The sequence below is a fragment of the Bradyrhizobium sediminis genome, assembly GCF_018736105.1.
Lineage (GTDB): Bacteria > Pseudomonadota > Alphaproteobacteria > Rhizobiales > Xanthobacteraceae > Bradyrhizobium.
The window spans coordinates 2333246-2353143 of record NZ_CP076135.1 but is presented as its reverse complement, the minus strand read 5'-3'; the positions used below and the strand labels follow the sequence as shown (position 1 = coordinate 2353143).

Genomic DNA, 19898 nt, shown 5'->3' with positions numbered 1-19898 from the left:
CGACGCTTACCTCACTGCCTCGCCATTTCCGCAGCGCCGATGCCGTCGCCGTCGAGCTTCTGGTCGTCGTGCATGGCGACCGTCACCCGCAGCAGCCGCCCGGTGAATTCGAACGGCGCCTCGTAGTGCGACACCGGGCTGGAGCGATCGCGTCCGATGTCGAGGCCGGACCACGAGATGAAGTTATTGAACGCCTGTTGCGTCTGCAGCGTGCCCGCAGGTTCGCCGTCGATCAACAGCGTATAGGCAGTGATCCCGGTGCGCGCGCCCTTGGCCGGCGGCGTGTCGCGCACCAGACGTTCGACATGCACGCCGAACCGATGCGCGCCTGCCGGCACCTTGCGATCGGAGCGGACGATCTCGTGCCCGCCACCGATGTTGAGATCGTGAACCAGGTGCCCGTCCTTGATGTAGAGGCTATAGCCTGACGTCGCGTCGCCATGCGCGATCAGAACTCCCTCGGCGCCGGCATCGCCGACCTCGGCATGCGCCTCGATGGTGTAGCTGCGGCTGCGCACGTCGGGCGCGACGTCGGTCGGCACATGGCCCATGCCGGCGTGAAAAACGAAATTATTGCGCGAGCCTTGAAACCGCGCGGCGTTCTCCGCAAAGCGCGCCGCGAAGCGGTCGTCGAGCGGCAGCACTTTGTGTTTCTCCGCCTCGCTCCACCACAGCTTGATCATCTCGGCGAGGCGCTCGGGTTCCCTGGCCGCGAGGTCGTCGACCTCGGAGAAATCACGGTCGAGATGGAATAGCTCCCATTTGTCGTTCTCGAACGGCGTCCCCGGCGGGTGAAAGGAGACCGCCTTCCAGCCCTGATGCCAGAGCCCGCGATGCCCGAACATCTCGAAATATTGCGGCTGACATTTCGATGGCGCCGACGGCTCCGCGATCGAACGCGCAAAACTTTCGCCTTGGATCGGCATTTGCGCGGTCCCTGCGATCTCCTCGGGCGCGCTGACACCGACCAGTTCGAGCAAGGTCGGCACCAGATCGCTGGCGTGGACGAATTGATGGCGCAACTCGCCCTGCGGGACCCGCTTCGGCCACGAGATCACGAAGGGATCGCGGATGCCGCCGCCGTGGGTGTTCTGCTTGTAGCGGCGCAGCGGCGTGTTGGAGGCCATCGCCCAGCCGTGCGGAAAATTGTTGTGCGAGTCCGGTCCGCCGATATCGTCGATCCGACGCACCTTTTCCGCGATCGGTTCGGGGCGGAAATTATAGGGTCCCATCGCATTGACGAAGCCGAATGGCCCGCCCTCCTGGCTGGCGCCGTTGTCCGACAGCACGAGGATCAGCGTATTGTCGCGAATCCCGACCGTGTCGAGAAACCCGATCAGCCGCGCCAGGTGTTGATCGGCATGATCGAGCATGCCGGCGAACGCCGATTGCAGCCGTGTGAACAGGCGTTTCTCGTCCGCGCTGTGCTGGTCCCACGCCTTCACGCCATCGTTGCGCGGCGGCATTTTGGTCTCCGGCGGTACGATGCCCATCGCCTTCTGGCGCGCCATCCGCTGCTCGCGCTCGACATCCCAGCCGTGCGCGAACACCGCGTCGTAGCTCTTGATGATGTCGATGGGCGCCTGATGCGGCGCGTGGCAGGCGCCGAGCGCAACCCAGGTCAGCCAGGGCAGATCGGGCCGGTCGGCCAAGTGATCGGCAATGAAGCGGATCGACTGGTCGACCAGATCGGAGGTCAGGTGATAGCCGTCGGCGAATGTGCCGGGCGGATCGATATGGGTGTTGTCGGAGACCAGTTCCGGCGCGAACTGGTCGGTCTCGGCGTCGAGAAAACCATAGAACCGGTCAAAGCCGCGGCCGAGCGGCCAGCCGTCGAACGGGCCGGTCGCGCCGCTTTCGGTCAGCGGCGTGACGTGCCATTTGCCGACCATGTAGTTGCGATAGGCGTGCACCTTCAGCATTTCCGCCAGCGTCCCCGCCTCCCGCGCGATCTTGCCGCGATAGCCGGGATAACCGCTGTCGAAATTTGCGAGGCAGCCGACGCCGACGGAATGATGGTTGCGCCCGGTCAGCAGCGCCGCGCGCGTGGTCGAGCACATCGCGGTGGTGTGGAACCCGGAGTAGCGCAGGCCTTCGGACGCCAGCCTGTCGATGGTCGGCGTCCTGACCGGCGAGCCGTAACAGCCGAAATCGGAAAAGCCGACGTCGTCGAACAGCACCACCAGGATGTTGGGCGCGCCGGCCGGCGGCTTGGGCTTCGACGGCCACCACGGCTTTGAGGCCGCGACCGTCTGGCCGATGGTGCCGCCAAATGAGCTGTCGCTGCCTGCGCCCATGGGTCTCTCCCTGTCACCGCGACGGCGGTTGATCCGCCATTCGCCCCGAGCGGCCACCGCCGCGCTCCGATCCGGATTGCCAGAAAGCATAATCCGAATTATCATTATGGATAATTCACCGGGAGATGCAATATCCGATGCAGCCTGAAGCGGAAGATTTCGACCTTCCCGGCGTCACGCCGTCGCGGCAGAAGCGGAGCCGCGAAACCACGGCGGCGCTGCTCAGGGCGGGTGCGGACATGCTGCGAACGCGCAGCCTTGCCGGACTGTCGATCGAGGCGCTGTGCGCGAAAGTCGGTGTCACCGTCGGCGCTTTCTACAGCCGGTTCGAAAGCAAGGAAGCCTACTTCAACGCCCTGATCGAACTCGCCGCACGCGACGGCGAAAGCAGGCTATCGCGGATGGTGGCGAACGAAAAGGCCGCCGACGGATCGCTCGCCGAGCTGTGCCGCCTCGTGGTCCACGGCCTCATCGGCTGGATCAGAAAGCATGAAGGCGTGCTGCGCGCGGCTCTGCAGCACGACGATACCAGGCCGAACCGGTGGACCACCTTCAAGGGCCTGGCGCGCGCCACCACCGGCCATGCCACGCCTCCCCTGCTCCGCATCATGGGCAGAGGCCGCGAGGCGGCGAAGACCCGGGCGATCGCCTTTGGGTTTCAGGTGGTGCTGGGCACGCTGGTCAACGCCATCCTCAACGATCCCGGACCGCTGTCCATCCACGACGACGAGATGGAGGCCCGGCTCAGCGGCTGCCTGTTGCTGCTGCTGGAAGCCGAGCTGCAGGCGACCCCGCCCGGGGCACCGGTTCGTGGCGCAATCAAGCGCAGGAAATAGTCCGGCGCTTGAGCGTCAGCCACCGAGACATGCCTCCTTGACCCCGACATAAACGGTGTTGCTGGCGTCGTGATCGCCGAACGAATTATCGAAGGTCACGACATGCGCATCCGACGTGGCAAAGACACTGGCGAGCACCGCGCTGAAGGCGGCCTCCGGCGGATCGTTCGACCACAGGGCGAACACGCCGCCGGGATTGAGATGCTCGGCGAGCCTCGCGAGCCCCTCCTGCTCGTACAGCGCGGCGTGGCGCGGATGCAGCAGGTTGCGCGGCGAGTGATCGATGTCCACCAGCACCGCATCGAAGCAGCGGCCCGGCGCGCGCGGGTCGAAGCCCTCGGCCGAATGCGACATCGCGAAGAAATCGCCATTGACGAGGCGGCAGCGCGGATCGCCGGTCAGTTGCTTGCCGAGCGGCAGCAGCCCCTGCTCGTGCCATTCGATCACCTCGGCCAACGCGTCGACCACGAGCAGCGATCGCACGCCCTGATTCTCGAGCACCGCCTGCGCGGTGTAGCCGAGCCCGAGGCCGCCGACGACGACGTCGAGACCGGCTCGATCGAGCGCGGCCAATCCCAGCCGCGCAAGTTCAATCTCGGCCACGGTGAACCGGCTCGACATCAGGTACTCGTCGCCGAGCTTGATCTCGTAGACGTCGGTATCGGTGGAGGGCAGCCTGCGGCGGCGCAGGCTGAGTACGCCCATCGGGGTCGGACGGAAATCCAGCTCTTCGAAATAGAGGCTCATGCACCGACCGTCCTGCCTGCGGCGGCTTGCCGCCACGCCGAATGGCCGCGGCGCCGCCCACATCAGCAACAAGCGCATCGCCGCGCGCTTGCCAAGGCCGGGATCTAGCGGGTAGAAGGACGCAACTGTTCGGCCGGTTCTGCCTGATCCGTCGCCGGAACTGTAAGATTTCATCCTAAGTATTTGAAAATATTGGGGAATGGTGTAACGGTGGCCTAAAGCTAAGCTATTGATTTCCTTCAGGTCCTTGCGATCACGGCCTGACTTCGTCCCCGCACATAACGCAGAGGTTTGCAAAACTCCCCGCAACACCAGGCCTTGTTTTTAGGGGCCGAAGATTATGATTTACTTCGGTTCGGTCGACGCGATTTGTAGAGATCGCCTTGGCGCTCCTCTCCCACCCGATCGGTTAAGATCCGGCGAGCGCGATTAGCGAGATAAGACATCTCATCTAAAGTGCGTAGCAGGGTCTCACGTCCCTCTACATTTCCTTCGTCTTGACTATTCTCATGTGACAGAACCCGGCTGATAACGTTTGGAAGGATCTCTACTTCGATCGATCGTGGTCCATGAACACCCAGTTGTCCGATATCCATTTTGCTGCCTTGGATAAACCGGAGTTCCGTCGAGGCAATATCTGCTCTTGGTAGATCGAATGGGTCGTCGCGCCGCAAAAGATCGCGGACGATGCGGCGGCCAGCTGAATTAGCGTAGGCAAGGACATTGCTTTCCTCAAAAAGCGCTGCGCAGATGCCGAACCAAACAACCGCGCCGTCCAGCCAGCCCTCGAACTCCCGCGCTGATCGCATCATTTCAAACGATCCGTTGCCAGCTATCGCCAACATTAGACCTGCCAGAAATTCCGATTGAAGTCCGCCTTCGCCACGACTCTTGAGTTGTGTGAGCGTTGCATTGAAACGGCTTATTCGCTCCTCCCTAGAAGCACCAAGCAATTTCACCAGATCGAGATCAAGACCCGCAATCGCCGATAGCGGACGAAGCATTTCCGGGCGGACAGATCGCGCCTCGACCGCCGCTGCAATGAATTCAACTATCGAACTGTTGTCGCTCGAAAGGGATTTCTGAGAGAGAGCCGTTGCGAGATGCACATAGTGCCAAGCGAGGCCAATGCTTCCGACACTCCGGCTGCTGGCCGCATCGGTATGCCCCGCTCTTGTTGCTATCCATTCCTGCATGCACCAGTCAAACGCATTGCCATCGTAGCCAGCAAGAACGGATTGACCAAGCACGAAGGATAGCGATGATTGGAGCAGCGGTAGCACGTAACTCGGCCGTTCTGCCTGTCGCGCTGCAGCAGTCCAGATGTCCGCGATACTTGCTCCGGCGATCATCCGCGCGAGTTGCATCTCGTTGCCCCGCACACGCTCGGTGTGCTGTAGATTCTCGAGCAACTCGAGGGGCATTACTCGAAAGTATGCGGTGAACGGTCGTACGCTCGTGCTGTAGGTCGACACAAACGCAAAAAACTCTTGAAGCTGGCGCTCGGCAACGCAGACAATCGGCCGTGCATTCGATTGAAAATCGGGCCATGCCAAGGTCACATCGCTAGATTTCGTTCCTGATGTCCTTAAATCGCGCGGTAACGCTGGAATTCCGGCCAGCGCCTCGGCCATCCAGTTGACGAACCCCTCCCGGCTTAATCGGCGCGCCGTGATCGCGATCATAGGAAAAGATCCTTTAGGTTCGGCTCAACTGGCTTTGTAATCTCGCAGGCCTTCAACCCCTTTTCGAAATACCCAGCCAAACTCTCACCATGATACACGACTAAAGTCGTTTTCGCCCTTGTGACGGCAGTGTAAGTTAGATTCCTCTGCCTGGAAAATCTTTTCAGCTTGTCGGCCGCCATCAGGTGAACGGCCCTGAACTCAAGGCCCTTTGCTCCTTGTACTGTCGTAACGACCACTGGGCGTCCTGCAACAATCGAGGTGTAGGCACCGGCGCGCTGAACCTGCACCTCACCAGCGATATCACTAGCAATAAGCTGTGCAGTGACCGCCTTCAGATCGTCAGCTCTAGGACACAACACTCCGATCATCTCTCCGGGATAAGCCTGCAGCTGCGTCTTTATGCGTTTAACTGCTTCCGCAATCTGATCCTGGATTTCGAGCTGACCTAGCACCTCGACGGCGGATGGGTAGGCAGCCTCGTCATAGTTAGAAGTTGCTTCCATGCCATTAGGATCATCGATGATATTCTTAATCCCATCCGCCACCCGGCAAATTTTGATGCCATTGCGATAATGGTGGCGAAGGATCGCCATCTTCGCCCCGAGCTCCTCCAACTTCTCTAACGCTCCAGTCTTCTCGGAAATGCGCTGATTATTGTCCCCGACTGCGAAAATGCGCTCACCAAATGAACGGATCAAGTTGACCTCATCGGCGGAATAATCTTGCGCTTCATCGAGTAGGATTACGTCATAAACGTTTTCTGCTCTCTTCATCGCGGCAACTTCTTCGAGTTTAGCAAACATTTGATCTCGAACCTTGTCGAAGTCATCCTCCTCCTCTAGCCCGACACCGTTCGCAGCCAAAACCTCGTATGCCCATCGCATGAAAGTCTGCACCTTGTCAGGGGCAAAGGGATAGTGCGCAGTTCCGGATGCAATGAACTCCTTTAGAACTCGGCCAAAGGCCAGCACCTTGATATTGGCGGTTCCTTTTTTATGGAGATAACTTGCACGCAAAAGAAGGAGATTAGTTTTGCCGCAACCTGGCGGCCCAACCACAAGATGATCGATATCGTCATCGAGAGAGATAACCTTCTTCTGTTCGTCATCTAGTTGGCCAAGGTCTTTCCACCAAGAGGCTTCCATCATACCCCTCCCAAGCCTTCTAGGTCGAGTGGACCCTCGCGCCCCTGCTGCGCCTGATCCAAACCCAAGAACAAGGCGGCTTCGATCCGATCACCAATCGCTACTGAACTGTACGGACCTTTGAACACCTGCGTGACGGGAATACCATCCATTGATTCGGTGGAAGCGGCTGCAGCCATCTGCACAACAATTGCTTGGGCGTCGACATCGATCACTTCGACCGTGATCCTCAGCCGCAACCCCCTCGCGAGCTGAAGACTCTCTGAAGGCTTCAGCTGAATAACGAGCGTCGGCGAGCGGCGCGTGGTTCGCGTTACTTCGACCGGAGGAATCAGCGAAGCATTCGCCTGTCGTATTCGTCGAACCTCGATCTTCAATCCCGCAATAATTGTGTCGAGAAGTTCGCTGGCGGAGGCGGCGTCCTTCGTTGGCGCATGAGCGGTTTCGGCCTTCGCGAGTAAGATACGTTGACCGACGCGTTTGCGAGCTTGCTCTGCAGCCGGCATCGTTCGCGGAGGTCGGAATGCGTCCCAATTGACCAGGTCGCGCCGCTTAGCCGGGTCCTTGATCAAAGCCATGCGACATGCGTCAACCAAATAGGAGGGGGCCGTCTCGCTGGCAACATTCGGAAGTTCGTACTGCACTGCATTTACGAGCGCGGCATATGGATTCACGAACTCTTCAAAAATGGGGCGGCGCATAATCAGATCATGTAACACGGCGCCAACCTGATAAAGCGACAAGGCACGCCAGCCATCGGCATCATCCGCCTCATCCCTCAGCAGGAACTCTGGAGAGCTGTATTGTAGAGTGCCGACAAATACGCGCTGACCATCCACGTCGGTTAGTCCGGCCTCGCCGATCGGCTTCAGCACACCGAAATCGAGCAACACAAGCCTACTAAGATCTTCCAGTAGAACTATGTTGGCAGGCTTGATGTCTCTGTGTGCCAGGTTAAGCGACTCCAAGAACTCGCATGCCGACACAAGTTGTTCTATTAGACTTGGGATATTGGCTTCTGGTACGCGCTCTAGGCATTTGCTCAGGCTGAGACCGTCCAGAAACTCCATAACGATATAGTGGTTCTTGCTATTTGCATCCACTCCGCCGCCAAGGAGGCGGACCATGTTAGGGTGCGATTTGCCAACCAGCGTCAGCTCACGCTTAATTCGACCGAGTTGTGCCTCGTCGCCATAGCGCTGAATGATTTCATCGTCGAATATCTTGACGGCGACCAAGCCGTCTTTTCCGGTAGCCCGAAATACCGCTGCTGACTTTCCATGATCGATCAGCGATTCGATCGTCCAAGATTCGATTGCAGTTCCGCGAAAGCGGTCTTCCCATTCTTTTGCTTTGGCTGAATCCACGATTTCCCCTTGGGGTTCGCATTTGGCGGTCGTTCATGAATTACCAAGCGCGCGAGGCGGACGATCGCCGAGACTAGAGCCGCTAGGTCGTTCCTTGCCCCGAGAAACATAGTCATCAGCATTTCAATTTGCGATATAGGCAAGCCATCTTTTCCACCATGAATCGGCAGAGCCGACACGTCGGAAAGCTAGTTCGACGCGCGATCGCACGTGGGGCGGAACGGCTCGGCATGTGGCGTAGGAACGTCCAGCACCACATGTGTTTCCGCGACCATTGGAAATCGCAGATGGGCGGTCAAAGGAAGCTCAAGGTCGTCGACAAACAAGACTAGACCACGAACGTTGGGGTCGCTATATCAGCCGAACATCGCGGCTGATTTGCAAAACTCCATCGAAAATTGCAAAACTTTCGTCAGAAGTGCTTATATATCAAGCGCTTAATTGGGGAATGGTGTAACGGTAGCACAACAGACTCTGACTCTGTTTGTCTAGGTTCGAATCCTAGTTCCCCAGCCACCGTTCTCAATACTGACCCATATATCCCCTCCTCACGCGCCGGCCCGTTCAGATCGCGTTTCTCTGCCCCTTGAGCCGGCTCGCAATATATCCGCCCACCAGAGCCATCACGGCCAATGCCGCCAATCCCCAGGCGCCGTAGCCGAGCAGGCGCAGATTGAATAGCCACGCGGCCAATCCGACCACGACCAGCAGCGGCGTCGCAAAAGCCAGCAAGGCATAGACTGACCGGGTGCCGAGCGGCTCGCCAAGCCCCTGATAGACGCTCGCGTAATCATAGGGCTTGCCGGGATCGGGCTGCGTCAGGGTGCGGAACGAGCCGTCGCGGCGATAGATGATGCGAAACAACGCGTCGATGACGATTCGATTGTTGAAATAGCCGCCATGCGAAGCGCCGGGATCCGGAAATCCGAAATTGGCGACGTGAACATTGTCGACGCGCTGATTGAAATCGACCGCGCTGGCCGGCGAATGCAACGCGCCGCTGATCGCATCGCCCTGATCCCAGAAGTTGATCCAGTGGATGTAGGGATGCCGGTTGCGCGTGAACGGCGGCGCGCCGATATCGCCGCGAAGCGCCTCGACCACCCGCTTGTATCGATGCGAGGGCGACGAATAGCTCTCGAAGAAGTACTCGATCTTGTCGATCGGGCTGCCCATGGTCACGAAGTGCTCGATCTTGTTCATCGGCACCGGACCGGCGATCGGATCTTCGGGCTTGAAGGCGCGGTTGCGCCGGGTCAGCGCCAGCAACGCGTCGTGGGCGACGCTGGTTCCGAGGCTGTGGGCGACGACGGTGACCCGCTCGCAGGCGGGATCGCCGAGCACGTGGGTCAGGAGTTCGAGGCTCTGGTCCAGCACCTTGTTGCGAGCCATGTGCTTGATATCGGTTTCCTCGTAGGTGGCCCAGGCCTCGACGTCGCCGAGGTAATCGGTAAGGAACCTGCCGATCCCGACCAGCCCCGCCAGTGAAGCGGCGATGGCAATCACGGTCTTCCAGTCGGCCTTCAGCGGCGCATCCAGCTGCGTCAAAACGTCGGCGAGCGGCCGGAACGCCAGCATTGACTGCAGCACGATCAGGACCCCGAACAACGTCGCCCCGGCCAGCAGCACCAGCGCCAGGGCCATGATCGCAAGGATGGCGGCATTGCGCAGCTCCTCGAAGCGGTAGGCGGCGTACCAGGCCCGCGCCAGTGCCTCGAGCCGCCTGGCGGTTTCCGGCTTCGACTTCGCCTCCTCGGCGACGAAGGAGAGAAACTCGTCGAAGCTGCCCTCGGGGAAGCGGCGCTGCGCCTCCAGGCCTTCGAAATCGTCATAGAGGCTGATCAGGCGCGCGTAGTCGCGCTCTTCGGTCTCCACCGGGGGCTGAGCGCGCTTGCGCTCGAACAGGGCGGCAAGGCTGGCTCGCCGCAGGCGTTGCCGCTCCCGCCACGGCGATCGCAGCGTGCGCCACGGCCGCAACGGCTGCTTGAACAGCCACTTCGTCACGCCCCACGGCGACTTGTTGCCGGCCATGATCGGAGCCCAATAGACCTCGTAAAACCGTACCGAAATCGCCTCGCGAACCTGCGGCCCGGCTGCGAAGACCGTTCGGATATAGCCGACGATGTCGCCGGACGCCTGGGCGGATCGAAGCGGCTCGACGCGCACCCTGATGTTTCGCAGCATGCCCAGCGAATTGCCGGCACGATGCTGGCCGACGAGGTACCGATCGAGGCAATCGATCAGCCGGCTGGTCTCCTCATAGCGGCGCTGGCTGCCCATGCCATGGAAGTAGACCACGCTGGAATAGCTGGCGCGATCGGCGCCGCCGGCTGCATCCTTCGGCCGCTCCGCGTTATCGAGGTCGCTTGCCATCTCATCCCCCTCTATCAGAGGGTGTACGATAGCTCATCTGCACCATAACCCGCCAGCCCGATCAGGTCATCAAAGAGGTCATCAAACGCGGCTTCGCGTCCCCTCATCGGGCCGGGATGACGGAATCAATAAGGGTGTTTCCGCCAAATCGCGAAGCGCAATATTCTTGCAACGTGGGCTGGACAGTCGGGTGAACAGCCAACGAACTGACTTTCCCGCCGGGTAGTCAGCCCATGGCCCGGAGCGTACGCGTCAGATCGTCGAACAACTCGTCCACCGCAAACGCCCGCGGAATCAGCCGCTGCTGCGCGGCATAGCCAATGATCATTTCCAGCGAGCGGCGCATTTCGTCATCGCTGAACCGCGGCACCGAGGCTGCGGGCGCGCGCGCGGCGCTTTCGCGCAGCAGGCGGAACACTTCCCGCACGGCATCGGGATGGTCACGACACAACGTCTCGCTGACCACCACCATGTGGTTGATCGGCAGCACGCCGTACTTGGCGAACCAGGATTGTTCCTCCGCGGCGACGTCCGGAAACAGCGGCTTCAGCCCGGGCTTCTCCACCTTCTCTCCGAGCACGGCGTCGAGTTCGCCGTCGAGCAGCATCTGGATGATCTGCCTGCCCGCGGGCGCGCGCTCCGTGGTGTCGACGTATTCGGCGACATGCGCGTCCTCGAACGTCACCCAACTGATAGCATCGAGGTTGACGCCGTATTCGTTGGCGAGGATGCCACGCAGCCACGCCCCTGTCGTGGTGGTGAAGGAGCGGATGCCGACCCGCCGGCCCTCGAGATCACGCGGCTTCAGGTTGCCGAGATCGGCCCGGTACACCGCATGGGCATATTGAAACCGCGCCACCACTACGTGCGGCAGCAGCACCATCGCCTTGCCGAAACTCTTCGCCATCAAATAGGTGACGATGGCCATCTCCGAGACGTCGAAGGCCTGCTCGCGCACCATCGGCTTGAAGCCCTTGTTGGTCGGCGAGTATTCCGCGAACTCGAACGCAACGAGATCGGACCTGAGCGATCCATCCTTCAGCGCCAACGTGCCGGCATGATCACCAAGCAGAGTACGCAGGCGTAGGGTCATCTCATCAGGACTCCGGTTCGGCGCTCACTTCGCATTCGCCGGCGCGTGCAGGTGCCACAGATCGGCGCGCCAGTGCAGCACGATGGCCAGCATCAGCGCGATGCCGGCGGCGGCGTAGAGCGAGGCGGTGGCGGCAAATCCGATATCGCCGATCAGGCTGCCGGCGGCCAACAGGCCCAGCGGCAGGCTGTAGATCGCCAGCATGCGCACGCCCATCACCCGGCCGCGGAAGTGCTCGCTCGCGGTGCGCATCAGGATCACGGCGACCGAGATCATGGCAAGGCTCTGCATGAAGCCGGCCAGCGCCAGGCAGGCGATCGCGGCATGGATGGTCTGCATCTGCGCGAACACCAGCAGGGTCGCGTACCATGCCATGGTGGCGCCGATCATCAGCCGCGCCACCCGGATGCCGCCGATCAGGCTCAATGCAATGGAACCGACCAGCGAGCCGAGCGCGAAGCTGGCCGCCATATAACCGAGCCCGGTCTGGTCGGTGCCGTAGATATCGCGCGCCACATAGGGCAGCAGTCCGTTCGACAGCGGATAGGCGGTGAGATTGGCGAGGAACGCGACCCAGATCACCGCGCGCATCCGCGGCGTGGTCCAGACATAGGCGACGCCCTCCTTGAGGTCGCGCATCGGCGAGCGCGGCGGCGCGCCATCAGCCGCTTCACCGGCCGGATGCGGCTTCGAAGGCGCCACCACGCAGAGGGTCAGCAGGGTCGAGGCGATATAAAGGGTCACGATCGCGACATAGGCCGGCCCCATGCCGAGGGCCGCGAACAATCCGGCGCCGCTCAGCGCGCCCGCGAACTTCGCGGTGTCCATCGTGGTCCTGGAAATGCTGATCGCGCCGATCAACTGGTCGTGCGGCATGATGGTGGCGACCAGAGCGCCGCGCACGCCGAGGTCCGACGGCCGGACCAGGCCCATGACCGCGACGATGATGAGGACATAGAGCGGACTGAGATGGCCCGATAGCGCCAGCGCCATCAGCGTGGCCGCCAGCACCGCATAGGTCGCGCGCATCATGGCGAGCAGGTCGCGGTGGCCGATGCGATCGCCGACCACGCCGAACATCGGGGCAATCAGCGTGCCGACGAAATTGAGCGAGGCAAACACCGTCAAGAGCAGCACCGATCCGGTCTCGACCAGCACGTACCAGCCGAGGATCAGCGTCTCCATCTCGAACGCCCACGAGGTGAGCAGATCGGCGGGCCACTGAAATCGGTAGTTCCTGATACGGAAGGGTGCGAGCGCGGAAGGCCGCGCGGGCCCGCTCAAATCCCGACGCCGCGGTTCATCGCGTTCCACCCTGCCCTGTTTCTTGTTAGCCCAGCCAACCGATTTCCCTGCGGTGAAAATTGCTGCCTGGAGGTTGGACTCAGCGTAGCGTTGATCTTGCTCGTGTCAATCACGCCCGGCGGCATGGCACCATTCCGCCGCCGCGGTGGCCGTTCGGCGCAGCGCCTCGGCAACAGCCCGGGCCACCAGATTTTCGATTCCCGAAACGTTGCCGATCACGCCGGCATAGACCACGTCCTTCCGGTTCAGTTCCGCGATCAGCCTCGGCGCGTCGCTGGCGCCGTGCATACCCTCGCCGGAAAACATGCCGACCACAACGGCCGGTCCCTGAACCAGCGCCATCGCCTGATCCAGGAACGGCCGCTCCTCCAGCAAGGCGATACCGACGCTGCGGAACGCTGCGCGGCCTTCGATCGCGCGCGCCACCTGTTCGGTGGCTTCGCGCGAGGCCGAATTACGCCTCGAGCCATGGGCGAGCAGGACGACGCTGGTGGCTTCCGGCGCAAAGCCGTTCTCGCGCGCGACCTGGCTGGCGCGATCCAGCACCAGATCCGGCAGGCCGGGATCGAGGCCGAGCGGCGGCAGCACCTCGACATTGCGGCTCTCGCTGTTGGCCTCGTCGAGCAGTTGCACCAGGCGGTCGCGGGTAAAGTAGCCGCTTGAGGCGAACAGCGGATAGACGATGACCCTCGGCGCGGTCAGCGCGGCGAACGCCTCGCCGATATCAGGGGTGCCGTTGATGAAGCCGACGCCGACTTCCGCGACGAGCCCTTGGGCGGAAACGGCCTGCGCGATAGCCCTGGCGCCGTCGTTGGTCGCCCCCTCGCTTCGTTCGCCATGGGCCGCGATCAGCAATGCAACGCGGGTGGCTTCATCATCGGCGCTCAATGACTGGTTCCGTCGGAGAAATTGATCTTGTTCCATACATTATATTTGCCTGACGGCCGCGACATCGGGATGCGCTTGATCTCGGCAAACGTGGCGGCATCGTAGATCACCAGGGCGCCGTCGTTCTCCCAGATCGACACCAGCGCGTAACGCCCGTATTTGTCGAACTCGACATGAGCGGCGGTCTTGTTCGGCGCGGGTGTCACGGTGCGGACGATCTCGAGGCTGCGCTTGTCGATGATCGACATCGTATCCTTCTTCGGCCCCATCATGGCATCGGTCCAGGCATAAGGCGAATTTTCATGGCTGCGCATGAAGAAACCCGGCCCCGGCGTATCGATCGCCTTGATCAGGGACCAGTCCTGCATGTCCAGCACGCTGATCTTGCCTTCCTTCAGATGCGGGGTCGCCATTACAGGCCGCCCGTTCCAGATCCAGGAAATTCCGGAGCCGAGGTGCGGCAGGCCGGGCAAGGTAAGCTGCTTGATGTCGCGGCCGACGGTGAGATTGACGACGATCGCCTTGCCCTCCCGGGCCGAGCCGACCAGATTGCGGTAGGGCGGATCGAAGAAGAAGTCGTCGAGCGGTTCGGGGATTTCAATCCGGCGCAGCGCGAACAGCCCCTGCGACGACTGCAAGGCCTCGACCATGCCCTTCTCGTGCGAATGCACCAGCCCCGGATAGACCGGCGGCGCGTTCGGATCGGTGGCGATCTCCCAGATTTCCGGCACGTCCTTCAGCGCCGCGATGAAGCTGTCGCGCGGCGGCGCCTGGTACACCGCCGACACCCGCGACGAATTTCCCTTTTTGTCCCTGGCCTCGAAAATCTTCTCGACCGACAGGTCCGCGGTGGACAGCATCACGAGCGTATGCGGCAGATAATTCGCGACCGCGATATGCTTGCCGTCGCGCGAAATCGCGATGTTGCGCGAATTGATGCCGGCGCGCACCTCGGACAGCATGGTCAGCGACCACAGATCGTATTTGCTGACCCAGCCATCGCGCGACATGAAGAAGACATAGCGGCCATCGGGGGTGAACTTCGGGCCGCCATGCAGCGCAAAGCGGGTCGGAAACCGCGCCAGCGGCTCGAATCGATCGCCGTCGAGGATGGTGGCGTGGTGGTCGCCGGTTTCGACCACGACGAACAGGTTCAACGGATCGGCCGCAAAGCGCGGGCGGTCGAGCGCCGGCGCGGTGGCGTGGATGACGCGGCTCGCGGCAATCTCTACAGCTCCCCACGCAGGCATCTTCGGCAGCGGCGTCGCAATGAAGGCCGCCAGCGCCGCGATCTCGTCCTTGTCGAGTGTCGCGCTGAAGCCCGGCATCTGCGTCGCCGTCCGGCCATCGGCGATCACAGCAGCCGCCCGCGGGCCCATCAGGCGCCCGAGATTTTCCGGCAGCAGCGCCGGCCCCTGCCCGCCGAGCCGGTCCGCGCCATGACACGACGCGCAGTGCTCGGCGAACAGTTTTGCCGCGTCCGGGTCTGCCAAGGCCGGAACGGTCAGGCCGATGATGACCAGCAGCGCGGCGGCGAGCTCAGAGCGAAAGCGGCGCTTCATGGCGTGCTCCGCGGTAGGCGCTGACCGTGACGCGCTCGACCGGCGCAGCGAGACCGATCTCGGCATCGCTGAGATAGCAGCCGGGGTCTTCGGCCCAGGGATCGCCGGTGATACGCATCGCGCGCACCCTGGTGTTGCCGTTGCAGACGTCGAAAAAGGCGCACTGGCCGCAACGTCCGCCAATCACGCGCGGCTTCCGCTTCAATCCGGCCATGATCGGATCGGACAGGTCGGTCCAGATCTCCGAGAACGGCCGCGCCCTGACGTTGCCGAGAGTGTAGTGCCACCACATCGTATCCGGATGCACATTGCCAAGATTGTCGATATTGGCGACGTTGACGCCGGAGGAGTTGCCGCCCCACTGCCTGAGCCGCGCGTGCAGGCCTGCCACGGCGTGCGGCATGGTGCGCTCGGCCCAATGCAGGAGATAGACCGCATCGGCGTCGTTATTGCCGGTGACGATTTCCATGTCGCTGCCCCTTTGCGCCCAGCGCCAGGCGCGCTCGATCACCATGTCCATGGTGTCGCGCGTGGTCTGCCACACCGCGTCGTCGCCGCGATTCTTGTTGCCGCGTCCGGCATAGACCAGATGCGACAGATAGAATTTGTGAAAGCCCTCGCGCTCCACCAGATCGAGCATGTCAGGCAGTTCGGCGGCGTTGTCTTCCGTCATGGTGAAGCGCACGCCTACCTTGATGCCGCGGTCGCGTAACAGCCGCAGCCCGCCCAACGCCTCGTCATAGGCGCCGGCCTTGCCGCGGAAGCGGTCATGGGTGTCGCCGATGCCGTCGAGCGAAATCCCGACATAGTCGTAGCCGACATCGCGGATGCGGTCGGCGAGCGCGGCATCGACCAGCGTGCCGTTGCTGGAAAGCCCGACATAGAACTTCATCGCCTTGGCGCGCTCGGAGATCTCGAAGATGTCGCGCCGCATCAGGGGTTCGCCGCCGGACAGGATCAGCACCGGCACGCGAAACGCCTTGAGGTCGTCCATCACGGAGAAGACTTCCGGCGTCGACAGTTCGCCGGGGAAATCGACATCGCCCGAAATCGAGTAGCAATGCTTGCAGGTCAGGTTGCAGCGCCGGATCAGGTTCCAGATCACCACCGGTCCCGGCGGCTGGCGCGCCGGCCCAAGCGGCGTCGGCTCGCGCAACTGGTGCAGATAATGGCTGAGGCGAAACATGGTGTGCGCTCCCTCGAAGGTCTACGCAGCGATGCGCAAGCCGGTCTTCTTCAGGATCCGGGTTGAAAACAGGACGTCATGCGCGCGGGCGGCGGGGCCGATCAATCGCGCAATGCGCTCGACCTTGGCCCTGACCTCGTCGCGGGTATGGCCGTGCACCATGGCGAAGAGATTGTAGGGCCACAGCGGCAGATGGCGCGGCCGCTCGTAGCAATGCGTGACCTCGTCGAGCGCGCCGATTTTGGCGCCGATCCCGGCAACCGCATCGTCGGCGACGTCCCACACCGACATGCCGTTGGCGATGAAGCCGAGCGCGTAATGGTTGGGGATCGCGCCAATCCGGCGGATGGCGCCCTCGTCGAGCAGCCGCTTCAGGCGGACGATGATGTCGGCCTCGTCGAGGCCGAGCTTTTCGGCGATCGCCCGATAGGGCTCGCGCACCAGTGGAAGCCCGGCCTGGGTGGCGGCAACGATCCTGCGATCGACGGCGTCGAGCATCTTCATACCTCCACCCGGAAACCGACGAAGAACTCGTGCATCTTCGGCATGGCGTGCACGCCAAGCCCGGTTTCGGTTTCGATTTCCGCGATCACCTCAGCGATGCGGCGCGGGTCTTCCGCCGAGATGACGAACCACATGTTGAGCGCATGGCTGCGTTCGTAGTTGTGCGCGATTTCGGGATGGGCGTTGACCTGTTCCGCCACCTCGTCGAACCGCTCCGGCGGCACTGCGATGGCGGCAAGACAAACATCGCCGCCGAGCATTTCCGCGTTCCACAGCGGGCCGAAGCGGCTCAACTGTCCCGCCCCGACGAGGTCGCGGACGCCGTCGATGAGTTCGCCCTCGCTCAACCCGAGCTCGGCGCCGGCATCGCGAAACGGCCGCGGCGTCAGCGGAAATCCGCCCTGCAGGCCGTTGATGATCGCTCTTGATGTGGGATCGAGGACCGGCATCAGTTCAACCCCCTGGCTTCCGAGAACACCGCGCCGCGCTGCTTGAAACAGCGCGTCGAGAACAGCACCGCCTGCCTGTTCAAGCCGGTATCGGCCAGCAGATTGATTTCGTCGATGACGGCGTAAGCGTCCTGGCGCGCCCGCGCGTGGATCATGCAGAAGATGTTGTAGGGCCACAGCGGCAGATGGCGCGGCCGGCGGTAGCACAGCGTGACGTTCGGATTGCGGGTGAACCTTTCCGCGACCGAATCGACCATGTCGTCCGGCACATCCCATACCGCCATGGCGTTGGAGTTGAAGCCGAACTTGTCGTGGCGCACGACGCAGCCGAAACGGGTCACGATGCCGGCGCTGGTGAGATGGTCGAGCCGGTCGATGATTTCGTCCTGGTCGAGGTCGAGCTGTTCGGCCACCGCCCGGTAAGGCTGCTCGACCAGCGGCAGGCCGTCCTCGATCGCCGCCAGGATGCTGCGGTCGCGCGGATCGGGACGATAGTCGCCGCGCGGGCCGGCCGGCTCGCGCTTTGCGGGACGCGCGGCGCGAAGCGGAAAGCCGAGACCGAGATGGTAGGCGCTGAGCATCGGCAGGTCGATTGCCTGAAGCCCGGTCTGCTGCTCGATGCTCTCGATGGTCGCGGCGATTGCCCTGGCATCGGCGCCGGCGATCACGAACCACAGATTGAGCGTGTGGGTGCGCTCGTAATTATGGGTCACCAGCGGCTCGCGGCTGACGATCGCCGCCACCTCCTCCAGCCGCTCGGGCGGAACCTGCAGCGCCGCCAGCGTGCTGGCGCCGACGGTGTTCGGCCGCACCACCGCGCCGATGCGCGAGATCACCCCGGTCTCGCGCAGGCGGCGAAACACGCGGATGGTTTCGCGTCCATTGAGCGCCGCGGAGCGGCCGACGACCTCGAAGGGTTTGTCGACCAGCGGGAAATTATGCTGCCAGCGATCGACCAGTGTCAGTTCGGCGGGGTTCGGGCTCATTGTCCAATCCTCGTTGCACGTGCGGTGAAGAAAATGCCGGATGGTTTCTGCGCGGAGATCTGTCCCTTCCTGGCGAAGGTCGCGGCGTCGTAGATGTCGACGCGGTCGGCGTCGCGCAGCGAGACCCAGACCTCGTTGCCGCGCGGGGTGAATTCCATGTGCAGCACCGCAGGTCCCGGCGCGAAGCGGTGGATCACCGTAAGCGTCAGGGTATCGACGATGTCGATGGTGTCGTTGAGCGGATGGGCGAAATTGACCCAGACATGGCGGCCGTCGGGACGCGCCACCGCGAACACCGGCTGGCCATGGGTGGCGACGCGGCCGGCCTCGGCGAAGCTGCGCGTGTCCACCGCGATCAGTTCATGGCGGCCGACCGCGGGCAGCAGCAGCCGGTCGCCGATCGCCGCCCAGCCTTCGAGATGCGGCATCTTGTAGACCGGCAACGGCTCCTCGCCATGGCCGTAGCGGTCGAGGATGCGCTCGGCCTTCGGCGGCGATTGCCACATGTCGACATGCACCACGCCGTCCTCGCCGAACAGCCCGGCCAGATAATGCCGGCCGTCCGGCGTGACGTTACCGTCATAGGGTAGCTTGCCGACCCCGGTCAGACGGGTGATCGCCGGGGTCTCGACCCTTGAAAGGTCGGCGATCCAGATTTCGCCGGCGTTGTAGAGCGCAAAGGCGAAACGACGCCCCGGCAGATCGACGAGGCCGACGGTCTTCGAGGCCTTGCCGTCGGCGCCGGTGGCGGGAATATCGGCGACCTGCGCCAGCGTTTTGGCGTCGAACACCCGCACCCCGCCCGGCTCGTAGTTCGAGACCGCAATCAACTCGCCGTCGTCGGAAATGGCGCCGCCGATCGAATTGCCGGCCTGCACCACGCGCCCGGCGATCTTGGCCGTCAGCAGGTCGATTCTGGTCAGCCCGCCGTCGCGTCCGAACACATAGCCGTAACGCTGATCCGGCGAGAACACGACCGAGGCATGCGAGAGATCGCCGACGCCCTCGACCCGACCGAGCGTCTCGCGGGCGCTGGTATCGACGATCAGCACCGAGCCCGTGGCACGCTCGATCACGAGGCCGAGGTTGCCGGTGCCGCGCAATCCTTCGGCAAGCCCGGTGGCCGGGATCGCCAACAACAACAGCGCAGCAAATATGCGCGCAGCGAACATCATGGCAGATTTCCCTGCTTGAGCCGGTCGGCGATCCAGCGGGCGTCGAGTTCGGACAGCAGCGGACGCCATGGCGGCATCGGCGTGCCCGGAATGCCATCGAGAATGATGTGGACGAGCTGGTCGCGGTCCCAGGGCCCGAGCTGCTCGGCGGTCAGTGGCTTGCCTAGGCCGCCCTTCAAGGTCAGCCCGTGGCATGAACCGCAGTCCTGCCGCACCAGGTTCGCGAGCTTGACCGGATCGGGCGCCGTCTCTGCGGCCGAGGCCGGCGCCATCGTCGCGATCAGCGCCAACGCCGCG

The 19898-nt window shown here is 62.7% G+C and carries 17 protein-coding genes and 1 tRNA gene; 2 read left to right on the top strand and 16 right to left on the bottom strand.

Translation table 11 applies throughout. From position 1 onward, the window contains the following. Window positions 1-11: 11 nt before the first annotated feature. Window positions 12-2297 carry an arylsulfatase gene (locus tag KMZ68_RS11125; RefSeq protein ID WP_215615812.1) on the bottom strand — a complete coding sequence of 762 codons (2286 nt, stop codon included), beginning with the start codon at window positions 2295-2297 and terminating at the stop codon, window positions 12-14. A 137-nt stretch (window positions 2298-2434) separates the two neighbouring features. Between KMZ68_RS11125 and KMZ68_RS11120 the strand changes: the two genes are divergently transcribed. Continuing rightward, window positions 2435-3133 carry a TetR/AcrR family transcriptional regulator gene (locus KMZ68_RS11120; protein WP_249779591.1) on the top strand — a complete coding sequence of 233 codons (699 nt, stop codon included), beginning with the start codon at window positions 2435-2437 and terminating at the stop codon, window positions 3131-3133. A gap of 15 nt (window positions 3134-3148) precedes the next feature. Here KMZ68_RS11120 and KMZ68_RS11115 read toward each other — a convergent pair whose 3' ends face one another. From KMZ68_RS11115 to KMZ68_RS11100, 4 genes are all read right to left on the bottom strand, one after another. Continuing rightward, the gene (locus tag KMZ68_RS11115; RefSeq protein WP_215615810.1) at window positions 3149-3880 is read right to left on the bottom strand and encodes a spermidine synthase; all 732 of its coding nucleotides are present in this window, start codon (window positions 3878-3880) and stop codon (window positions 3149-3151) included. A 338-nt stretch (window positions 3881-4218) separates the two neighbouring features. After that, entirely contained in the window at window positions 4219-5565 is a 1347-nt protein-coding gene (locus KMZ68_RS11110) for a hypothetical protein (protein ID WP_215615809.1), read from the bottom strand. After that, window positions 5562-6716 (bottom strand): ATP-binding domain-containing protein, encoded by a 1155-nt coding sequence (locus KMZ68_RS11105; protein ID WP_249779590.1) that lies wholly within the window; start codon window positions 6714-6716, stop codon window positions 5562-5564. Before KMZ68_RS11105 ends, KMZ68_RS11110 begins: the two co-directional genes overlap by 4 nt. Next, window positions 6713-8080, bottom strand: a complete 1368-nt coding sequence (locus tag KMZ68_RS11100; RefSeq protein ID WP_215615808.1) for a serine/threonine protein kinase — start codon at window positions 8078-8080, stop codon at window positions 6713-6715. The genes KMZ68_RS11105 and KMZ68_RS11100 overlap by 4 nt, the downstream gene beginning before the upstream one ends. A 442-nt stretch (window positions 8081-8522) precedes the next feature. Between KMZ68_RS11100 and KMZ68_RS11095 the strand changes: the two genes are divergently transcribed. Further along, a tRNA-Gln gene (locus KMZ68_RS11095) sits at window positions 8523-8596 on the top strand. A gap of 48 nt (window positions 8597-8644) precedes the next feature. On the opposite strand, the gene KMZ68_RS11090 is transcribed toward KMZ68_RS11095, so the two are convergent. The 11 genes from KMZ68_RS11090 to KMZ68_RS11040 form a co-directional block, all read right to left on the bottom strand. After that, entirely contained in the window at window positions 8645-10453 is a 1809-nt protein-coding gene (locus tag KMZ68_RS11090; protein ID WP_215615807.1) for a hypothetical protein, read from the bottom strand. Window positions 10454-10679: 226 nt separating this feature from the next. Beyond that, window positions 10680-11546 carry a hypothetical protein gene (locus KMZ68_RS11085; protein WP_215615806.1) on the bottom strand — a complete coding sequence of 289 codons (867 nt, stop codon included), beginning with the start codon at window positions 11544-11546 and terminating at the stop codon, window positions 10680-10682. Window positions 11547-11570: 24 nt separating this feature from the next. After that, window positions 11571-12830: an MFS transporter gene (locus KMZ68_RS11080; RefSeq protein WP_215615805.1), complete on the bottom strand. Its 1260-nt coding sequence runs from the start codon at window positions 12828-12830 to the stop codon at window positions 11571-11573. Between the two features lie 126 nt (window positions 12831-12956). Beyond that, window positions 12957-13739 (bottom strand): CbiX/SirB N-terminal domain-containing protein, encoded by a 783-nt coding sequence (locus KMZ68_RS11075; protein ID WP_215615804.1) that lies wholly within the window; start codon window positions 13737-13739, stop codon window positions 12957-12959. Then, the gene (locus KMZ68_RS11070) at window positions 13736-15301 is read right to left on the bottom strand and encodes a cytochrome D1 domain-containing protein (protein WP_215615803.1); all 1566 of its coding nucleotides are present in this window, start codon (window positions 15299-15301) and stop codon (window positions 13736-13738) included. The genes KMZ68_RS11075 and KMZ68_RS11070 overlap by 4 nt, the downstream gene beginning before the upstream one ends. After that, complete coding sequence (gene nirJ, locus KMZ68_RS11065; protein ID WP_215615802.1) at window positions 15279-16487, bottom strand: heme d1 biosynthesis radical SAM protein NirJ; 1209 nt, start codon at window positions 16485-16487, stop codon at window positions 15279-15281. The genes KMZ68_RS11070 and nirJ overlap by 23 nt, the downstream gene beginning before the upstream one ends. A 21-nt stretch (window positions 16488-16508) precedes the next feature. Then, on the bottom strand, window positions 16509-16985 hold the full coding sequence (gene ahbB, locus KMZ68_RS11060; RefSeq protein ID WP_215615801.1) for a siroheme decarboxylase subunit beta: 477 nt from the start codon (window positions 16983-16985) through the stop codon (window positions 16509-16511). A gap of 2 nt (window positions 16986-16987) precedes the next feature. Further along, a complete protein-coding gene (locus KMZ68_RS11055; RefSeq protein ID WP_215615800.1) occupies window positions 16988-17440 on the bottom strand; it encodes an Lrp/AsnC family transcriptional regulator in 453 nt (150 codons plus the stop codon). Then, window positions 17440-18426: a siroheme decarboxylase subunit beta gene (gene ahbB / locus KMZ68_RS11050; RefSeq protein ID WP_215615799.1), complete on the bottom strand. Its 987-nt coding sequence runs from the start codon at window positions 18424-18426 to the stop codon at window positions 17440-17442. The genes KMZ68_RS11055 and ahbB (KMZ68_RS11050) overlap by 1 nt, the downstream gene beginning before the upstream one ends. Continuing rightward, entirely contained in the window at window positions 18423-19601 is a 1179-nt protein-coding gene (locus KMZ68_RS11045) for a cytochrome D1 domain-containing protein (protein ID WP_215615798.1), read from the bottom strand. The genes ahbB (KMZ68_RS11050) and KMZ68_RS11045 overlap by 4 nt, the downstream gene beginning before the upstream one ends. Beyond that, complete coding sequence (locus tag KMZ68_RS11040; protein WP_249779589.1) at window positions 19598-19891, bottom strand: c-type cytochrome; 294 nt, start codon at window positions 19889-19891, stop codon at window positions 19598-19600. Before KMZ68_RS11040 ends, KMZ68_RS11045 begins: the two co-directional genes overlap by 4 nt. Between the last annotated feature and the right edge of the window lie 7 nt (window positions 19892-19898).